Genomic DNA, 19,185 nt, shown 5'->3' on the forward strand with positions numbered 1-19,185 from the left:
CCGGGATGCAGCTGGAGTTGAGACATCTGCAAGCCGTCTGTCAGATAGCGGAGACCGGCAGCCTGGGGGGCGCGGCACGGATGCTGGGGGTCTCCCAGCCGGCGCTCTCCGCCCAGCTGCGCAGGATCGAACGGGTCACCGGGGGCGAGCTCTTCGTCCGCGGCCGGCGCGGGGTCGAACCCACCCCCCTGGGCCAGTTCGTCCTCGCCAAAGCCCGCCGGGTGCTCAGCGAGATGGACGCACTCGGAGCCGAGACGCGGGCCCGCACGACCGACGCCCCACTGCGCCTCGGCTGCATCCTGCTCGTGCTGATCGACGGCCTGATCGCACGGCAGGACCTGGTGCTCGGCGGCCGGGAGATCACCGTGGACCTGGAGGACTCGGTGACGGCCCTGGTGCGGATGCTCGGCGCGGGCCGCTACGACGTCATCGCGTACGGAGAGGTGAACGACCACGAGGTCCCGCTGCCCGCGGGAGTCCTGGCCCGGACCCTGGTGACCAAGGAGCCGTTCTGCATCCGGATGTCCGCATGCCATCGGCTGGCCCGGCTCGAGGCGCTCGACCTCGCCGACCTCGCCGACGAGCAGTGGATGACGCTGGTGGAGGACGACGACGGCGGCCCCGAGGCGCTCGTCGAGGCCTGCGCCAAGGCCGGATTCGTTCCGTCGCTGCGCTACCGGATCACCGACCGGATGATGCAGTACGACCTGATCTCCGCCGGCCGCGTCGTCTCCCTCAGCCAGCCCACCGCACCGGCGGTGGCGGGCACGGTCATGCGCCCCCTGATCGGCGCGCCCATCACGGGCCGCATCCGCCTCGCCTGGAACCGCTCGACGGTCTCGGCCCGCCAGGCGGAGCTCTTCTACCTCTCGGCCGCCCGCGCGTACCTGGCCAATGTGGACAACAACCCCTTCCACCGGGCCTGGTGGGACGAACATCCGGAGGTCCACCCGGCCCTGGGCTGAGCCCCGGGGAACCTCGAACGTCGGTTTCCGGGCCGCTGCCTGACCGTCCGTCGGGGTACGCGCGCAGTCAGGCCTCGCGGGCGAGCCCGGCCACGTGGTCGGCGATCAGGTCGAGGATCCCGGCGGCCGCCTTCTCGTCGCCGACGGCGAGGAAGTTCAGCGTCACCCCGTCCGTCACGGCCGCCAGGTAACGGGCCAGCACGTCCACCGGCACGCCCAGTTCGAACGGCGTGGTCCGCCGCAGCTCCTCGATCAGCTCGACGTACGCCTCGCAGTACAGCTCGTACTGCCGACGCGCCAGGTGCTCGAACCCGGGCTGACGCAACGCGTACTGGGTGAGCTCGTAGGTCAGCATGTGCTCGCCGGGGCTGGCCACCACGTGGTCCCAGTAGGCCTGGAAGCCGGCCCGGACGGTTTCGCGGAGGGTGTCCCGGGGCAGGATCACCGCCTTCACGATCGTCACGTAGTGGCCGGTGATCGTCTCGATGACCGATTCCAGCAGCGCCTGCTTGGAATCGAAGCAGTAGTGGAAGACGCTCAGGGACACGCCCGCCTCGGCGGCGATGGACCGGGTCGTCGTCCTGGACACCCCGTCGCGGCTCATCGCGCGGATCGCCGCCTCCGTCAGCTGCCTGCGCCGGTCGGTCAACGGCATCCGCGCCATGTGCGTTTCCCCCTCGCTCCGGTGCTGCCCCGGAAGGGGGGTGTCCGGGAACCGGCAGGCTCCGGGACACCCCCCTTCCGGCGCCGTCAGCTGCTGTATACGCCGACTTCGTACAGGGAGTAACCCCACTGCGTACCGCGTCCCGCTCCGTGGACGCGTACGTACCGGGCCGGGACCCCCGCGAACCGCGCCGTGTCCAGGCCGCCGTCACCGGAAGCCGTGGACCAGGCCGTCTGCCAGTTCGACCCGTCCGTGGAGACCTCGATGCGGTACGACCTCCCGTACGCGCGCTCCCAGTCGAGGGTGACCCGCTTGACCAGGTTCTCGGAACCGAGGTCGAACCGGATCCACTGGTCGTCGCTCCAGTCGCTCGCCCAGCGGCTGCCCTTGTCGCCGTCCACGGCCTGGCCGGGCGCGTAGCTGACGAACGGGTTCCATTCCGAGGAGCTCGCGGAGGAGGCCGTGCGCGCCGCGAGGTTCACCCCCGCTTTGTGCTGCTCGGAGGAACCCCAGGTGCGCAGGTAGGACTCGGCGCCCTTGAACAGGTCGTCCACGACGCCCTGTCCGCCGACGAGCCGGATGTCCTCGATCCAGTCGGGCACCAGGCCGTAGTGCGAGGCGCCGTCGGTGTTGAGGTCCCACGTGCGCAGGCCGGTGGTCTGCTTGTCGATGACGGAACCGCCGTCGGTGCTGCGGAACGGGTACGTCACCGGGGTCGGCGCGTTCGCGCCGCGCGGGCCGGGCCAGCCGCCGACGCCGTTCATGTCGGTGCCGTAGCCGTAGCCGACGCCGTACTTCTCACGGAGCGCATCCGTCCGCTTGGCCTCCGCGCTGAACGCCTCCGAGCCGCTCATGTACTGGGCGGCGAAACCGCCGAGCTTGTAGAGGCGCTCGGTCCAGCCGAGGTCCATCCAGCTGTGCGAGGAGATCACGCCGGGGTACGACTCGGTCTCGAGGATGTCGAAGGCCTGGCCCGCCGCCTTCACGCTCATGTGGTCGATCTCGAGCATCATCTTGCGTTTCATCATGCCGCGCACCGCGTAGTCACCGAGCTCGGTGAGACCGCGGGTGTTGCACTGGGCCCCCGCGGCGTACGAGGGCACCGTCACGCCCGCCGGCAGCTCCTTCTCCGCGCCGGCCGCGGGAGCCAGCCCGATGGGATTGTCGTGCTGCGGGCCCGCGCACTGCTCCGTCTTCCAGAAGGTTCCCGTCGACAGGAACTGCCCGACGTTGATGGCGGTTCCCAGCGCGCCCTCGTCGAAGCGGACCCCGCACAGGGCGTTGTCGAACTTGTGGCACAGGAACATGCTGCGGACGCCCAGGTCGTACAGCTCGTCGAGGCCGCGGTCGATGTCCTGCTTGCCGCACTGCGCGACGTCCAGGATCTGCTTGCAGCCGAACGGCTCGGAGGTTTCGACGCCGAGGACCACGGCGAGCTTCCCCTGCTTGATGACCTCGCGGGCCTGAGCGGAGTCGGTGACGATGCGGAACCACCCCTTGCCGGGGCCGCCGTACATCGTGTCGACGAAGGCCTGCATGTCGTAGCTCTTCTTCGCCTCCAGGCGGATGGCGGTCATCTCGTCGCAGCTGCGGTCCTTGAAGAAGTAGACCGAGCAGATCACCCCGTTGGTGACGAGGTCGTTGACGAGGACGCGCTGGCCGCCGCGCCAGGCCCGCTCGATCCAGGCGTAGTAGTTCTGCTGGTGGGTCAGCGAGTCGTGGGCGGGCCAGTCCTTGAAGGTGGGCCAGCCGTCGGGGTCGTGTTTGCCGTCACCGCCCTTGGTGACGAAGTCGAAGATCGCGAGGCTGCCGTCCGGGTAGTGCTCGGGACAGTCCTTGAGCGCGTCGGCCACCCCGAGGTCGGAGAACGGCTTGCCGCAGATCAGCCGGCCGCCGAAGCCCTCGTTGGACATGATGTGGTCGTGGGCGTCCACGAAGCCCCGTACGTTGCCCTGGGCGTCGGTGCCCTTGAAGGGCTCGCCGGTCACGTTGATCTGGGAGTCGGGCGCGGGCCGCGCGGTGGGGTTCCACCAGCCGGCATCGGCCGAGGCCCCGGGGACGGGGCCGAGCGCCATGGCCAGCAGGCCGAGGAGCAGGGACAGGACGGCGAGCGGTTTGCGCCGGCGGTGCGGTCGTGGTCGCGGGTCCTGCCGTGAGGCCGGTTGTCGCCGTGGTCGTGGTTGTGGTTGCGCGTGCGGTCGGCGGGTCATGGCCACGACTCACGTCCTCGGTTCGGCGGAGGGCGCGGTCGAGGACGCCGTGCGCCGCGGGACCGGACCGGCCGCCCCGACGCGTGATTGTCATGTCCCGCGCAAGCATTGCGTCGAGAATCGCTACTGCGCAGTACAGAGTCAAGAGTCCGGGTCACATGACCTGATGGATCGTCACCTCAAGTGCCCGCCTGCCGAAGTGGCGCGGCTCAGGCGTCCCGCACCGCCAGGGCGGCCGCGTAACCCCCGGGGGAGGGCAGGTCCGTCAGGATCCAGCCGGGGACCGGCGCCGGTTCGGGGGCGGATCCGACGTAGGGCTCGGCGAGTCCGAGGGCGATGCCGACGCCGGTGGCCTTGAGGCAGGCCTCCTTGCGGGACCAGACGCGGGCGAGCGCGGAGGGCCGGTCGGCGTCGGACAGGGGCCGCAGTTCGGCGATCTCCTCCGCGTGCAGGCTCGTCAGGACGTCGTCGGTGGCGGCCGGCCCCGGCACGGCCTCCACATCCACCCCGACGGGCACCCGGGCGAAGGCGAAGTAGGCGAGGTCGCCGCTGTGCGAGAGCGAGAAGTGCACTCCGCCCCCGACCACGGCGGGGCGACCGTGGGGCCCGCCGCAGCAGGGGCAGTCCTCCCGGGTCAGCTCGACCGCCTGGGGGTCCCGGCCGAGGTAGCCGCCCAGCAGCGCCCGCAGGCCCAGGTGCGAAGTCAGGTAGCGGTGCCGGTCCGCCTCGCGCAGCAGCTTCGCGGCGCGCTCCACCTCGGCCGCGTCCAGCACCGCCGCCGCGTCCGGGACCCGGTACCCGCCGACGATGTCGAGGGTGGTGTCCAGCGCCCACACGGACACGGCCGGGCCGACGGGAAGCGGGCCGGTCCGCGGCGCGGCCCGCCCGAGCTGACTCAAGGACTTGATCACCTGGCGAGAGTAGATGAAGAGTGTCCCGGGTTCGTCGCCGAGTACCCGTGCGCGCTTCCGCCCGGGGAGCGGACGATCGGCGGATCTGAACGTCCACTCGTCCGCCGCTGAATACCGTTCCTTCCCGGCCACGCGCAAGTCTTCGGTAAGGGAATCCTTGCCCGAGCACTAAACTGACGGGCTGTTTGGCGCTGGTGCGGAACAACCCGGGCAGACCCGGGCTCCGTCCGGCGACCCGGAGGTTCCGGGAGCGAGACGCGAGGGCCGATGGCAGGCACACCTGAGCGCGGTGACGTCACTCTGCTCGACGACGGGACCGGGCCCGACGACGGGACCGGGCTCGACGCCGCGTCCGGGCTCCACCACGCGACCGGGCCCGACGCCGCGACGGGGCGCGACGATCGGGACGGGGCCGAGGAGACCGGCAAGTCGGCGCGGTTCTCCGGCGGGCCCGCCGCCCCGGCGCGCACCCTCGTCGACGTCTTCGAGGCCTCCGTGCGGGCGTACCCCGACGATCTCGCCCTCGACGACGGCACCGGCCGGCTGACCTACCGGGCGCTGGCCGTCGAGGTCGAGCGCCGGCGGCGCGCCCTCGCGGCCGCCGGGGTGGGACTCGGCGACCGGGTCGGCGTCCGCGTGCCCTCCGGGACGAACGAGCTGTACGCCGGCATCCTCGCCGTGCTCGCGGTGGGCGCCGCCTACGTGCCGGTCGACGCCGAGGACCCGGACGAGCGGGCCGAGCTGGTCTTCGGCGAGGCCGGAGTACGGGCCGTGCTGGGCGCCGGACAGCGCATCGAAGCCACCGGCCTCGCGGACCCCGCAGCGCCCGCCGCACGGCCCGGCCCCGAGCACGACGCGTGGATCATCTTCACCTCCGGCTCCACCGGCAAGCCCAAGGGCGTCGCCGTCAGCCACCGCAGCGCGGCCGCCTTCGTGGACGCCGAGGCCGCACTGTTCCTCGCCGAGGAGCCGATCGGGCCCGGCGACCGGGTCATGGCCGGACTGTCCGTCGCCTTCGACGCCTCCTGCGAGGAGATGTGGCTGGCCTGGCGCTACGGCGCCTGCCTCGTGCCCGTTCCCCGCTCCCAGGTGCGCACCGGCGCCGACCTCGGCCCCTGGCTGGTGGAACAGGAGATCTCCGTGGTCTCCACCGTGCCGACCCTGGCCGCGCTCTGGGAGCCCGAGGACCTGGGCGAGGTACGGCTGCTGATCTTCGGCGGCGAGGCCTGCCCGCCCGAGCTGACCCAGCGCCTGGTCACCGAGGGCCGCGAGGTCTGGAACACCTACGGCCCCACCGAGGCCACCGTCGTCGCCTGCGCCTCGCTCCTGACCGGTGAGGAACCGATCCGGATCGGACTCCCGCTGAACGGCTGGGAACTGGCCGTGATCGACGAGTCCGGCGAGCCGGTGCCGATGGGCGGCAGCGGCCAGCTCGTGATCGGCGGCGTCGGCCTGGCCCGCTACCTGGACCCCGGGAAGGACGCCGAGAAGTACGCCCCGCTGGAATCCCTCGGCTGGGAGCGCGCCTACCGCAGCGGCGACCTCGTCCGCGCCGAACCGGAGGGCCTGGTCTTCCTCGGCCGCGGCGACGAGCAGATCAAGCTCGGCGGCCGCCGGATCGAGCTGGGCGAGGTCGACTCCGCGCTCCAGGCCCTGCCCGGCGTCGCCGGCGCGGCCGCCGCCGTACGCACCGCGCGCAGCGGCAACCAACTGCTCGTCGGCTACCTGGTCACCCAGGAGGGCTGGGACCACGCCGCGGCGGTGACGCGGCTGCGCGCCGAACTGCCGGCGGCCCTCGTACCGCTGCTCGCGCCGGTCGGCGAACTGCCGACCCGCACCTCCGGCAAGGTCGACCGCGACGCGCTGCCCTGGCCCCTGCCCGCACTGGAGACCACCGGCCCCGCGGAGCAGCTCTACGGCACCGAGGCCTGGCTCGCCGAGCAGTGGAGCGAAACCCTCGGCGTGGCCGTCACCGGCCCCGCCGACGACTTCTTCGCCATCGGCGGCAACAGCCTCGCCGCCGCCCGGCTCACCACCCGGCTGCGCACCCGCTACCCGAGCGCGGCCGTACTCGACATCTACCAGCGGCCCACCCTGCGCAAGCTGGCCCGGCACCTGGAGAAGTCCGCACAGGACGACGGCGCGGTCCGGACCGTCGCGCCCGTCGCGCTGCGGACCAAGGTGATCCAGTCGCTGCTGCTGCTCCCGCTGTTCACCCTGGTCGGCCTGCGCTGGACGGTGGCGCTGCTGGCCCTGGGCAACGTACTGCACCGGGTCGGCTCCCATCCTTGGGCGCCCACCGCCTCCTGGTGGCTCGTCGCCGCCGGTGCGGCGCTGCTCTTCAGCCCGCCGGGCCGCCTCGCGATCGCGGCCGGCGGCGCCCGCCTGCTGCTGCGCGGAGTGAAGGCGGGACGCTACCCGCGGGGCGGAAGCGTGCACCTGCGGCTGTGGACGGCCGAGCGGCTGGCCGAGTACGTCGGCGCCACGGCGCTCACCGGCTCCTGGCTGGAGCGCTACGCGCGGGCGCTCGGCGCCAAGGTCGGCCCCGAGGTCGACCTGCACTCGATGCCCCCGGTCACGGGCATGCTCAAGCTCGGCCGCGGCTGCGCCGTGGAGTCCGAAGTGGACCTCTGCGGGCACTGGCTGGACGGGGACCGGCTCGAGATCGGCCCGGTCAAGGTCGGCGCCGGCGCCGTGGTCGGCACCCGCAGCATCCTCTTCCCCGGCGCGCGCGTCGGCAAGCGGGCCGAGGTGGCCCCCGGCTCCGCCGTGGTCGGGCAGGTTCCGACCGGCCAGCGCTGGGCCGGAGCGCCCGCCGTCAAACTGGGCAGGGCCAAGCGCAACTGGCCCGAGGAGCGCCCGCCGCGCGGGCTCCCCTGGCGGGCGGCGTACGGGACGGCCGGCTTCTGCCTCACGGCCCTGCCCGTGCTCGCCGCCCTGCCCGCCCTGCTCGTGGTGAGCCGGTTCCTACCCGCCGACGCCCCTCTCGCCCAGGCCCTGCGCGGAGCGCTGCTCGCCGTGGTGCCCGGGGCGCTCGCCTTCGGCTCCGCCTACGCGCTGCTGCTGCTGGTCTCCGTACGCCTGCTCAGCCTGGGGCTGCGTGCGGGCGTCCACCCCACGCACAGCCGGACCGGCTGGCAGGCCTGGACGGTCACCCAGCTGATGGACCTGTCCCGGGAGACGCTCTTCCCGCTGTACGCGGGGCTGATCACCCCGGTCTGGCTGAGGCTGCTCGGCATGAAGATCGGCCGCGGCGCCGAGGTGTCCACCGTGCTGGCGCTGCCGAGCCTCACCACGGTCGGCGACGGCGCGTTCCTCGCCGACGACACCCTGACCGCCCCCTACGAACTGGGCGGCGGCTGGATGCGGATCGGGCACTCCGAGATCGGCCGCCGGGCCTTCCTCGGCAACTCCGGAATGACCGCGCCGGGCCGCAGCGTGCCGGACGACGGACTGGTCGGCGTGCTGTCCGCGACACCCAAGAAGGCCAAGAAGGGAAGCTCGTACCTAGGCCTGCCGCCGGTACGGCTGCCGCGGTCCGCCGCGGCCGCCGACCGGAGCCGGACGTACGATCCGCCCGCGCACCTGCTGTGGGCGCGCGGCCTGGTGGAGCTGTGCCGGCTCCTCCCCGTCTTCTGCTCGGCCGCCCTGGCCGTACTGACCGCGGCGGCGCTCTGTGCGCTGATGCGGGCGGACGGTCCGGGGATCTGGGTGGCCGCGCTGCTGTCGGGAGCGATCCTGCTCGCCGCCGGTCTGGCCGCGTGCGCGCTCTCGGTGGCCGCGAAGTGGCTGCTGGTGGGCCGGCACCGGGCGGGGGAACACCCGCTGTGGAGCGGCTTCGTGTGGCGCAACGAGCTGGCCGACACCTTTGTCGAGGTACTGGCCGTGCCGTGGCTGGCCGGATCGGTGCCCGGCACGCCGCTGCTGTCCCTGTGGCTGCGCGCGCTCGGTGCCCGGATCGGCCGGGGCGTGTGGTGCGAGAGCTACTGGCTGCCCGAGACCGATCTGGTGGTGCTGGGCGACGCGGTCAGCGTGAACCGCGGCTGCGTTCTGCAGACGCACCTCTTCCACGACCGGATCTTGAGGACGGATACTGTGGTCCTCCGCGAGGGCGCCACCCTGGGCCCGGGCGGAATCGTCCTGCCCGGCAGCACGGTCGGAGCCCGCAGCACGCTGGGGCCCGCCTCGCTGGTGATGGCCGGGGAATCCGTCCCCGCCGACTCCCGCTGGCTGGGCAATCCGATCGAAGCATGGCGGTCCTGAAGGGCAGTTGCGGCCTGTCGTACCTCACACGGCACGCGGCGCACTTCGTACGTCGCACGGCACGCGGCGCACATCGCACGAACAGAGCACGGCACGCACGGCACGGCACGCACGGCAGGGCAGGGAGCGGAAGCGGCAGTGAGCGGCCAGAAGACAGCGGCATCGGACCCGTACTTTCCGGCCAACGGCGACCCCCGTTACCGGGTGCACCGGTACGAACTCGCCCTGGACTACCGCCCCGCCCCCAACCGGCTGGCCGGGACGGCCCGGCTCAACGCGATCGCCGGGCGGGCAGCGCTTCCCGAGTTCCACCTCAACCTGGCCGATTTCAAGGTGGGCCGGGTCCTGGTGAACGGCCGGGCGCCGCACTACGCCCACCGGGGCGGCAAACTCCGCATCCGGCCGGCCAAGCCGCTGCCCGCCGGCTCCGCCTTCACCGTGGAGGTCCACTGGGCGGGCAACCCCAAGCCGGTGGCCAGCCCCTGGGGCGGCCTCGGCTGGGAGGAACTGACCGACGGAGCGCTCGTGGCCAGCCAGCCGGTCGGCGCGCCCTCCTGGTACCCGTGCAACGACCGGCCCGCCGACAAGGCCTCGTACCATATCTCGGTCAACACGCCCTCCGCCTACACCGTGGTGGCCGGCGGCCGGCTGCTCACCCGTACGACCAGGGCCAGCACGACGACCTGGGTGTACGAGCAGTCCGCGCCGACCCCCAGCTACCTGGTAGGGCTGTCCATCGGCATGTACCAGACGGTGCTGCTCGGCGACCCCGGGCTCGGCGGTGTTCCGCAGAGCGCCCACGTGCCGGCGCACCTGCTGCCACGGTTCTCCCGCGACTTCGCCCGGCAGCCCGCCATGATGCGGCTCTTCGAGGAACTCTTCGGGCCCTACCCCTTCGGCGAGTACGCCGTCGTCGTCGCCGACGAGGAGCTGGACGTCCCCGTGGAAGCCCAGGGCCTCTCCCTGTTCGGCGCCAACCACGTGGACGGAGTCCGCGGTTCGGAGCGCCTCGTCGCCCACGAGCTCGCGCACCAGTGGTTCGGCAACAGCGTGACCATCGCCGACTGGCGGCACATCTGGCTCAACGAGGGCTTCGCGAAGTACGCCGAATGGCTCTGGTCGGAGCACTCCGGGGGCCGCACCGCGCACGAGCTGGCGGCCGCCGCGCACCGGCTGCTGGCCTCGCGGCCGCAGGACCTGAGGCTGGCCGACCCGGGCCGCAAGCTGATGTTCGACGACCGCCTCTACCAGCGCGGGGGCCTCGCCGTGCACGCGGTCCGCTGCGCCCTGGGCGACGGGGCGTTCTTCGGGATGCTGCGCGACTGGGCCGTCGTGCACCGCCACGGCGTGGTGACCACCGCCGGTTTCACCGCCCACGTGGGGCGCTACGCGGGCGAGCCGATGGACGACCTGTTCGCGGCCTGGCTGTACGAGACGCCCCTTCCGCCGCTCCAGTCCTTCCCCTCCCTCCCGTCTCGCTCGTAGCCGACGGGGCCCCGGCCTCACGGGGACCCCGGGGTTGTCCACAGGTTCGGGCGGACGGAGCCGGGGTGTCCGCGGCTGCCGTTAGGCTTCGTGAATGGCCCTTCCGGACGCTTCCCCCGAGACCTCCGCCGCGTTGCAGGTACTGCACCGCGTCTTCGGTTACAGCTCCTTCCGCGGTGAGCAGCAGGAGATCATCGAGCAGGTGGTCGGCGGCGGCGACGCCCTCGTGCTGATGCCGACCGGCGGCGGCAAGTCGCTCTGCTACCAGATCCCCGCGCTCGTCAGAGAAGGCACGGGCGTCGTGATCTCGCCGCTCATCGCGCTCATGCAGGACCAGGTGAACGCGCTGACCGCCCTCGGGGTGCGGGCCGGGTTCCTCAATTCGACCCAGGACGCGCAAGAGCGGCAGGCCGTCGAGCGGGCCTTCCTCGAAGACGAGCTCGACCTGCTCTACCTGGCTCCCGAGCGGCTGCGCACCGAGAGCGCCCAGCGGCTCCTCGACCGGGGCAAGGTGTCGCTCTTCGCGATCGACGAGGCGCACTGCGTCGCCCAGTGGGGTCACGACTTCCGGCCCGACTACCTCGCGCTGTCCATGCTGCACGAGCGCTGGCCGAAGGTGCCGCGGATCGCGCTGACCGCGACGGCCACCGAGGCCACCCACGCCGAGATCGTGACGCGGCTCGACCTCGGGGACGCCCGGCACTTCGTCGCCAGCTTCGACCGGCCGAACATCCAGTACCGGATCGCCCCGAAGGACAAGCCGCTGGCGCAGCTGCTGGAGCTGATCCGGACCGAGCACGCCGGGGACGCCGGAGTCGTCTACTGCCTCTCCCGGTCCTCGGTGGAGAAGACCGCGGCCTTCCTGGTCGAGCAGGGCATCGACGCCGTGGCGTACCACGCGGGGATGGACTCCAGGACGCGCGCCGCGAACCAGGCGCGCTTCCTGCGGGAGGACGGGGTCGTGGTCGTGGCCACGATCGCCTTCGGCATGGGCATCGACAAGCCGGACGTGCGCTTCGTGGCCCACCTCGACCTGCCGAAGTCGGTCGAGGGCTACTACCAGGAGACCGGCCGGGCCGGCCGCGACGGCGAGCCGGCCACGGCGTGGCTGGCGTACGGCCTGCAGGACGTGGTCCAGCAGCGCAAGCTCATCGAGGGCTCCGAGGGAGACGACGCGCACCGCCGCTCGCTGGGCATGCACCTGGACGCCATGCTCGCGCTGTGCGAGACGGTCGACTGCCGTCGGTCGCGGCTGCTGGCGTACTTCGGCCAGCCGGGCGAGCCGTGCGGCAACTGCGACACCTGTCTCACGCCGGCCGAGTCCTGGGACGGGACGGTCGCGGCGCAGAAACTGCTGTCCACGGTGTGGAGGCTGGCGAAGGAGCGGCGCCAGAAGTTCGGCGCCGGCCAGATCATCGACATCCTGCAGGGCAAGAAGACGGCCAAGGTCATCCAGTTCGACCACGACGCGCTCTCGGTGTTCGGCATCGGGTCGGACCTGAGCACGGCCGAGTGGCGCGGCGTCGTGCGCCAGCTGCTGGCGCTGCGGCTGCTCTCGGTGGAGGGCGAGTACGGAACGCTCGTGCTGACGGACGAGAGCGCCGAGGTGCTGGGCGGTCGGCGCAGCGTCTCGATGCGGAAGGAGAAGGCGGCCCCGGCCCTGGCGCGCAAGGAATCCGGATCGCGCTCCGGGAAGGGCGCCCGGGTCCCCGTCGACCTGCCGGCCGCCGCCGAACCGGTCTTCCTGGCCCTGCGTGCCTGGCGGGCGGCGACGGCCCGCGAGCAGGGCGTCCCGGCGTACGTCGTCTTCCACGACGCGACGCTGCGGGAGATCGCGACCCGAGTGCCCGCCACGGCGGCGGAGTTGGGCACCATCGGCGGGATCGGCGAGGCAAAGCTCGCCAAGTACGCCCAGGGCGTCCTGGACACCCTGGCGGAGTGCGGCGCCACCGCGTCGGACGCCACTGGCCCCGGCGCCACCGCGTCCGTCGCCGCCACACCCGCTACCGCGTCCGGCGCGGTGGCCGCCGCAGGACCTCCAGGCGGGCTCGCCCCGGTGGCTGCTGCCGCTCCGGTTCCCGCCGGGCCCGCGCCGGAGGCTCCGTCCGCGGCGCCGTACCCCGACGAACCTCCCTTCGACCTGGACGAGATGGAGCCGCCCTGGGACGAGGACTGGCAGTAGGAGCCGGGAGGAGCCACCAGGAGCAGGTGGACCGCCTCCTGGGCCGTCGTCTGCCGGGGCGTGTCGGTGCTGGTCGCGCCTCCCGCGCTGCGGCACGGTGGGCGCGGTCGGTGGCCGTCCGCCGCGACGGCCCAGGAGCACGCGAGGGGTTCGCATGGCAGAGAACGGCATCTCCCGGACCAGCCGCCGCACGGTGCTGCTGGCCGCCGGATCGGCCGGGGTCGCCGCGCTGACGGCGGCCTGCGCGGGCACCGCCGGGACCCGGGGGGCGGCCGGGCAGCCCTCGGCCCCCGCGTCCCCGACCACGGCCATGAGCGCGACCACGACCACGACCGCGACCACGACCGCGTCGGAGTCGGCGTCCTCGCCGTCCGGCGGGAACACCCCGGCCTGCGTGCTCACCGCGGAGTCGGGTGAGGGCCCCTACTACCTCGATCTGGACCGCGTCCGGTCGGACGTCAGGGAGGGCCGGGACGGCGTGCCGTTCCGCCTGGACCTGACGGTGGTCCGTGTGTCGGCCGGCTGCCGCCCGGTCGCGGGCGCGGCCGTCGACGTGTGGCACGCCGACGCCTCGGGCGTCTACTCCACCGGCAAGGACAGCTTCCTGCGCGGCACCCAGGTCACGGACGCCGCCGGTCGGTGCACGTTCCGCACGATCGTGCCCGGCTGGTACCGGGGACTGGCCCCGCACATCCACTTCAAGGTGCGCCCCGACCACCACACCGAGACGACCTCGCAGTTCTTCTTCCCCGAGGAACTCCTGGTGCGGGTGTACGCGCTCCAGCCGTACGCCCGCCGCCGGGCGCCGGAGCACCCCAACACCCGCGACAGCCGCTACCAGGCCTCCGGCGCCGCCATGACCCTGGCCCCCGAGCCCGAAGCCGGCGGCTACCGGGCCGCGTACACGGTGGGCATCGCCTGAAGCCGGCCGCCGGCCGCCGGCTGGCGGCGGGCGGCCGGCCGGGACGTCCGACGTCAGGCGAGGTCGAACCGGTCGAGGTTCATCACCTTGTCCCACGCGGCGACGAAATCACGCACGAACTTCTCTCCCGCGTCCTTCGACGCGTAGACCTCCGCGATGGCCCGCAGCTGGGAGTGGGAACCGAAGACGAGGTCGACGGCGGTGGCCGTCCACTTGACCTCGCCCGTAGTTACGTCCCGCCCTTCGAACACGTTCTCGGCGGAGGCCGACGCCTTCCATTCCGTACCCATGTCGAGCAGGTTGACGAAGAAGTCGTTGGTCAGCGTCTCGGGCCGGTCGGTGAAGACGCCGTGCGGGGACCGGCCGAAGCCGGTGTTCAGGGCCCGCATGCCACCCGTCAGCACGGTCATCTCGGGTGCGGTCAGGGTCAACAGGTTGGCGCGGTCCAGCAGGAGGGTTTCCGGCGACAGCTTCTCTCCCGTCCGGAGGTAGTTGCGGAACCCGTCCGCCCTGGGTTCGAGAACGGCGAAGGCCTCCACGTCGGTCTGCTCCTGCGAGGCGTCCGTGCGCCCTGGTGCGAACGGGACCGTGATGGCGTGCCCGGCGTCCTTCGCGGCCCGCTCGACGGCCGCGCACCCGCCCAGCACGATCAGGTCGGCGAGCGAGACCTTCGTCCCGCTTTCGCCCTGCGAGTCGTTGAAGTCCTGCCGGATCTCATCGAGGGCCCGCAGCACCTCGGTCACCTCGGGCAGGTCGTTGACCTCCCAGTCCTTCTGCGGCGCGAGCCGGATCCGTGCCCCGTTGGCCCCGCCGCGCATGTCGGTGCCCCGGAAGCTCGCCGCCGACGCCCATGCGGTGGTGACCAGCTGGGAGACGGTGAGTCCCGTCGCGAGGATGCGTCCCTTGAGGGCGGCGATCTCCGCGGCCCCGACCAGCGCGTGATCGACTGCGGGGACCGGGTCCTGCCACAGCTGCGGAGCGGGGATCCACGGGCCGAGGTAGCGGGAAAGGGGTCCCATGTCGCGGTGCAGCAACTTGTACCAGGCCCTGGCGAACGCGTCCGCGAGCCGGTCCGGGTTCTCGTGGAAGCTCTTGGAGATCGGCCCGTAGACCGGATCCAGTTTCATCGAGAGGTCCGTCGTCAGCATGATGGGCGCGTGCCGCTTCGACGGATCGTGGGCGTCGGGGACCGTGTCCCGCGCCGAGGGATCCGTGGGTGTCCACTGCTTGGCGCCGGCCGGGCTCGTCGTCAGCTCCCAGTCGTAGCGGAACAGGTTGTCCAGGTACCCGTTGTCCCACTTCGTCGGCTCCGAGGTCCACGCACCCTCGAGCCCGCTGGTGAGCGCGTCGCCGCCCGCGCCGCTGCCGTACGAATTCTTCCATCCGAGGGCCTGCTGCTCGATGGGGCAGCCCTCGGGTTCCGGACCGATGTACTCGGGGCCGACCGCGCCGTGGCACTTGCCGAACGTGTGGCCGCCGATGATCAGCGCGGCGGTTTCCTCGTCGTTCATCGCCATGCGGCCGAACGTCTCGCGAATGTCCCGGGCGGCGGCGAGCGGATCCGGATTGCTGTTGGGCCCCTCCGGATTGACGTAGATCAGTCCCATCTGCACGGCACCGAAGGGACCGGTGAGTTCCCTATCATCGCTGTAGCGCTCGTCTCCGAGCCAGGTGTCCTCCGGCCCCCAGAAGATCTCCTCCGGTTCCCAGATGTCCTCCCGCCCGAATCCGAACCCGAACGTCTTGAACCCCATCGATTCCATGGCGCAGTTGCCGGCGAATACCAGCAGGTCGGCCCATGAGATCTTCCGGCCGTACTTCTGCTTGACCGGCCAGAGCAAACGGCGCGCCTTGTCGAGGCTCGCGTTGTCCGGCCAGCTGTTGAGGGGCGCGAAGCGCTGGGCGCCGGAGCCGCCCCCGCCGCGGCCGTCCGCGATGCGGTACGTGCCCGCGGCGTGCCAGCTCATCCGGATGAAGAGCGGCCCGTAGTGGCCGTAGTCGGCGGGCCACCACTCCTGCGAGGCGGTCATCACGTCGAAGACGTCCTGCTTCAGCGCGTCGACGTCCAGGGTCGCGAACTCTGCCGCGTAGTCGAAGTCCTCACCCATCGGATTGGACCCGGGCGAATGCTGGTGGAGAACCTGGAGGTCCAGCTGGTTCGGCCACCAGTCCCGGTTCGCCTTGGGGCGGGTCACGGTGGGGGCCGGGGAGGGGATTACCGGGTTCTCGCTTTCGCTGCCGGACACGTCAGCCCTTCTTCCTGTCTCGGTGTTTTCCTCTGCCGGCTGCGCTGCCCGCTCTTGACGCCGTCCGCTCTCGAAACGCCGTCCGCTTTACGAGTCGAGCACGGCGACCCGCACCGCCGACGAGAACATATCCTCACGGACGACGCCGATAATCGAGCGCGTATCGGCGTCCGTATGGTCGCGCACCGCAGACCACACTGCTACGAGAACACGCAGGGCACCCCCGCCCAACAAACAGTCGAAGTCCAAAGGTGGCATCTTCCGATCATCGCGATCTCCTCTCGCCGATATGAGAATCGGAAGCGGAATTGACGACCGGCCCGGCACGCAATGGAGAGGCGAACCGATATGAACGACCTGTTGGAGCGGCTGAGAGAGCGCGGCTGGCGCATGACGTCCCAGCGGCGCGTCGTCGCGGAAGCCCTCGACGGCGAGCACGTGCACCTCACGGCCGACGAGGTGCACGCCCGCGCGGCACGGCGGCTGCCCGAGATCTCCCGGGCGACCGTCTACAACACCCTGGGCGAACTGGTCTCGCTCGGTGAGGTGGTGGAGGTCTCCGCCCAGGGCCGCGCGAAGCGCTACGACCCCAACGCGCACCATCCGCACCAGCACCTGGTGTGCTCCGGCTGCGGGATCATCCGCGACGTCCACCCGACCGGCGATCCCCTGGCCGGGCTTCCGGCGGAGGAGCGGTTCGGCTTCACCGTGTCCGAGGCCGAGGTCACCTACCGCGGGCTGTGTCCCGCCTGCGCACCCGGTCCGCCGCGAGAGGCGGGTACGGCGGGTACGGCGGGTGCCACGGATGCGACGCGTGCGGCGGACCGCCGAGCTCAGAGGCCCGCGACCTCGGAGCTCGCCGAAAGCTCGTAGACCAGCGTGACCGTACGGCGGCCGCCGGGCGGGAGGACCACGTCCCAGCGGGCGATGCCTTCGGCGTCGACCGCGTCGGGCATCGGGGAACAGGCGTCCTTCCGCAGCCGCACCTCCACCGCGGCGACCTCGGAGACCGGGATCCGCTCCCGCAGGACGACCACCCGATCGCCCCGTTCCCCGGGGGCGGAGAACCGGGACAGGTGCAGCCGGACCGTACGGGTGACCACGCTCCTGCGCATGATTCCGGCGGTGTCGCGGGATTCCTGGGCCTGCCGGACGACCCCGTGGTCGTCACGGCTGCCGAACGCGAGCTCGACGAGGGCGCCGGGGGCGGTGAAGTCCAGCGTGCCGCGGCCGCTGAAACCGCTGCCGCGGACCAGGTCCACGGGCCCGGCGAGCAGCGCGTGGCCCGACGGGTTGTCGAACCGCACCACCTGGGTGACCAGCGGCGACACCTCGGGAGCGCAGGAGTACTCGCTCTGCGCCGCCGTGGTGAAGACGGACAGCGGCACCCGGTGGGCGCGGCCGTCCCCGGGCACGGAGACCGGCGCCGGGGAGCTCAGCACGCGCGCCTCGCCGCCGTCGTCCACTCCCGGCAGGCCGAGCACCGCAGCCGGCCCGAGGACCCCGATCTCCTCCTCGCGCAGCTCGACGTCGACCGTGCGGCGCTCCGCCGCGGAGCGGTCCACCAGCGTAAGCCGGTCCTCGCCCAGCCGCGGCGGATCGGTGGCCAGCGCCGAGCGGGCGGTCGACAAGGTCAGGCGTACGTCCGACCAGTCCTCGCCGGTGCGCTGCCAGAGCACCGCGTCGGTCTCCAGCGTCAGGGAGTCCCCGTCGAGCACGGCCCGGTAGGCCGGCCGCCACAGCGCACACGGGGTGAGGTGGCTCAGGCGCAGCTCGGCCGGACCGGCGACCGCGGCCTCCACGGTCAACTCGACGTGAGCGACCAGCTCGGCGGGCTCCTCCTCGGAGAGGTGCAGGGCCCGCTGGACTTCCCCGAGTTCGGCGGCGAGGGTGGTCAGCCGGGCCTCCGCGACGCGCAGTCGCTCCGCGTGCGCACCGCGTTCGTCGTCCACCCGGTCCAATTCACGGGCCCAGCGGGTCCGTTCGCTCTCCCCGGAACCGGCGCCCTCGCCGATGTCCCGCAGCAGATCGGCGGCGAGGCGGTCGAGCAGCCCGAGGCGGGCGTACAGCCGGTCGCGTCGCTGCCCGAGCGTCAGCCGCTCCTCTTCGAGGGCGTGTACGCGGTGGCGCAGGGCGGAGTCCTCGTCGGCGGACGGCAGCGGCCCGCGGGGCGTCCAGCCGCGGACGATCCGCACGTCGAGCACGGTCGACCGGAACTCGGCGGTCAGTTCGGCGTGGAGGGTCCGGTCGACGGCCAGCGCGCTGACCGGCCCGAGGCGCAGCCGCTGGACTCCGGCCCGCAGGCCGAGCACGGTGGTGCGCTCGACATGGGCGCGGTCCTCGAGGCACGTCACGGCGGTGACGGGGAGGGCGATCGGGTTCGGGGCCGTGGACATGGCGGGTGTCAGCTCCTGCGGTTGCCGCCGACCAGGGCCTTGCCGGTCGGGATGCGGATCTCGTAGCCACCGTCGAGGGCGGCGGTGGCGCCGGCGGGCAGGTCCAGCCGCCAGATGCGGGTGCCCGGGGCGTGGTGCTCGGGCCCCGCGTCGTTTTCGGTGCTCTCCCCGGTGCTCTCCGCAGTGCTCTTCGCGGGGCTTCCCTCCGGTGCCGTCCAGTCGGCCCGTTCCTCGATCCGGACGTCCGGATCGGAGGAGACGGGCACCCGCTCGCGGACCTCGATGGTGACGGGCCTCGCGAGCTGGTTGGCCAGCTCCACGTGGACGCGGTGGTCGAGCACGGTGGTGTTGCCGCGCAGGCCGGAGGTCGACTCGCGCAGGTTGGTACGGCGGGTGACGCGGATGCCCTCGGCGAGCCCGAGGCCGACCCGGCGGACACCGCCGGGGGCGAGCGTGGGCAGTGCGGCGGTCAGCAGGAACTCGTCGTCGACGACGACCTCCACCGGGCCGGCCAGCAGCGCCTGGTCGGTGGCGTTGGAGAGCACGAGCGTGGCGTACACGGTCTGCTCCACGGACGGCACGCAGAGGTACTCGGTGCGCAGGCCGACCGGAACCTCGGCGACGGTGACGGTGTGCCAGGTGCCGTCGGACGGGACGTCCGCGCGGGCGGCGGCGTCGAAGCGGTGGTCGAAGGAACCCGCCGACTCGCGGGGCCGTACGGACTGCCCGGGCAGCGGCAGCGCGGCCACCGCCTCGGCGCGGCGGCGCTGCTCGGCCGCCACCGGGTCGAAGGGAGAGCCGGGGAACAGCCGGCCCCTGCGACCGCCCTGCTCGTCGGGGCCGCACAGGACGAGGGCGGCGTAGTCGAGCTCGGCGCCGCTCGGCTGCGGCGGCCCGGCAACCGGCGCCGGAGCGGGAGAGGCAGCGGCAGAGGGTGGCGG

The 19,185-nt window shown here is 72.5% G+C and carries 11 protein-coding genes and 1 pseudogene; 6 read left to right on the forward strand and 6 right to left on the reverse strand.

Annotated elements, in window-relative coordinates; translation table 11 throughout:
- Positions 1-5 precede the first annotated feature (5 nt).
- Positions 6-965 (forward strand): LysR family transcriptional regulator, encoded by a 960-nt coding sequence (locus J7E97_RS25015; RefSeq protein WP_215031386.1) that lies wholly within the window; start codon positions 6-8, stop codon positions 963-965.
- Between the two features lie 67 nt (positions 966-1,032).
- On the opposite strand, the gene J7E97_RS25020 is transcribed toward J7E97_RS25015, so the two are convergent.
- From J7E97_RS25020 to J7E97_RS25030, 3 genes are all read right to left on the reverse strand, one after another.
- Complete coding sequence (locus J7E97_RS25020; RefSeq protein WP_215031388.1) at positions 1,033-1,629, reverse strand: TetR/AcrR family transcriptional regulator; 597 nt, start codon at positions 1,627-1,629, stop codon at positions 1,033-1,035.
- 86 nt (positions 1,630-1,715) lie between these two features.
- Positions 1,716-3,704 carry a discoidin domain-containing protein gene (locus J7E97_RS25025; RefSeq protein ID WP_215031420.1) on the reverse strand — a complete coding sequence of 663 codons (1,989 nt, stop codon included), beginning with the start codon at positions 3,702-3,704 and terminating at the stop codon, positions 1,716-1,718.
- A gap of 344 nt (positions 3,705-4,048) precedes the next feature.
- Positions 4,049-4,750, reverse strand: a complete 702-nt coding sequence (locus J7E97_RS25030) for a 4'-phosphopantetheinyl transferase superfamily protein (protein WP_215031390.1) — start codon at positions 4,748-4,750, stop codon at positions 4,049-4,051.
- A 267-nt stretch (positions 4,751-5,017) separates the two neighbouring features.
- Here J7E97_RS25030 and J7E97_RS25035 point away from each other — a divergent pair, with 267 nt between their 5' ends.
- From J7E97_RS25035 to J7E97_RS25050, 4 genes are all read left to right on the forward strand, one after another.
- A complete protein-coding gene (locus tag J7E97_RS25035) occupies positions 5,018-9,013 on the forward strand; it encodes a Pls/PosA family non-ribosomal peptide synthetase (RefSeq protein WP_251055095.1) in 3,996 nt (1,331 codons plus the stop codon).
- 138 nt (positions 9,014-9,151) lie between these two features.
- Entirely contained in the window at positions 9,152-10,498 is a 1,347-nt protein-coding gene (locus J7E97_RS25040) for a M1 family metallopeptidase (RefSeq protein WP_215031392.1), read from the forward strand.
- A gap of 94 nt (positions 10,499-10,592) precedes the next feature.
- Positions 10,593-12,680, forward strand: coding sequence for a DNA helicase RecQ (recQ, locus tag J7E97_RS25045; RefSeq protein WP_215031394.1), 2,088 nt, complete (start codon positions 10,593-10,595; stop codon positions 12,678-12,680).
- 154 nt (positions 12,681-12,834) lie between these two features.
- On the forward strand, positions 12,835-13,602 hold the full coding sequence (locus tag J7E97_RS25050) for an intradiol ring-cleavage dioxygenase (protein ID WP_215031397.1): 768 nt from the start codon (positions 12,835-12,837) through the stop codon (positions 13,600-13,602).
- 53 nt (positions 13,603-13,655) lie between these two features.
- On the opposite strand, the gene katG is transcribed toward J7E97_RS25050, so the two are convergent.
- The gene (gene katG / locus J7E97_RS25055; protein ID WP_215031400.1) at positions 13,656-15,848 is read right to left on the reverse strand and encodes a catalase/peroxidase HPI; all 2,193 of its coding nucleotides are present in this window, start codon (positions 15,846-15,848) and stop codon (positions 13,656-13,658) included.
- Positions 15,849-16,196: 348 nt separating this feature from the next.
- Between katG and J7E97_RS25060 the strand changes: the two are divergent.
- Positions 16,197-16,604 (forward strand): annotated as a pseudogene (locus J7E97_RS25060) (Fur family transcriptional regulator); the annotation flags it as partial.
- A 77-nt stretch (positions 16,605-16,681) separates the two neighbouring features.
- Here the strand turns inward: J7E97_RS25060 and J7E97_RS25065 are convergent.
- Together J7E97_RS25065 and J7E97_RS25070 are read right to left on the reverse strand one after the other, a co-directional pair.
- Positions 16,682-18,244 (reverse strand): DUF4139 domain-containing protein, encoded by a 1,563-nt coding sequence (locus tag J7E97_RS25065; protein ID WP_215031405.1) that lies wholly within the window; start codon positions 18,242-18,244, stop codon positions 16,682-16,684.
- An 8-nt stretch (positions 18,245-18,252) separates the two neighbouring features.
- Positions 18,253-19,185: DUF4139 domain-containing protein (locus J7E97_RS25070; protein ID WP_215031407.1), on the reverse strand; the 933-nt coding region annotated here is incomplete at its 5' end.

The sequence above is a fragment of the Streptomyces sp. ISL-66 genome (assembly GCF_018614135.1).
GTDB lineage: Bacteria > Actinomycetota > Actinomycetes > Streptomycetales > Streptomycetaceae > Streptomyces.

Coding starts and splice junctions, on each gene's coding strand:
- J7E97_RS25015 (WP_215031386.1), top strand. CDS start 6: ATGCAGCTGGAGTTGAGACATCTGCAAGCCGTCTGTCAGATAGCGGAG.
- J7E97_RS25020 (WP_215031388.1), bottom strand. CDS start 1,629: ATGGCGCGGATGCCGTTGACCGACCGGCGCAGGCAGCTGACGGAGGCG.
- J7E97_RS25025 (WP_215031420.1), bottom strand. CDS start 3,704: ATGGCGCTCGGCCCCGTCCCCGGGGCCTCGGCCGATGCCGGCTGGTGG.
- J7E97_RS25035 (WP_251055095.1), top strand. CDS start 5,018: ATGGCAGGCACACCTGAGCGCGGTGACGTCACTCTGCTCGACGACGGG.
- recQ (WP_215031394.1), top strand. CDS start 10,593: ATGGCCCTTCCGGACGCTTCCCCCGAGACCTCCGCCGCGTTGCAGGTA.
- J7E97_RS25050 (WP_215031397.1), top strand. CDS start 12,835: ATGGCAGAGAACGGCATCTCCCGGACCAGCCGCCGCACGGTGCTGCTG.
- J7E97_RS25065 (WP_215031405.1), bottom strand. CDS start 18,244: ATGTCCACGGCCCCGAACCCGATCGCCCTCCCCGTCACCGCCGTGACG.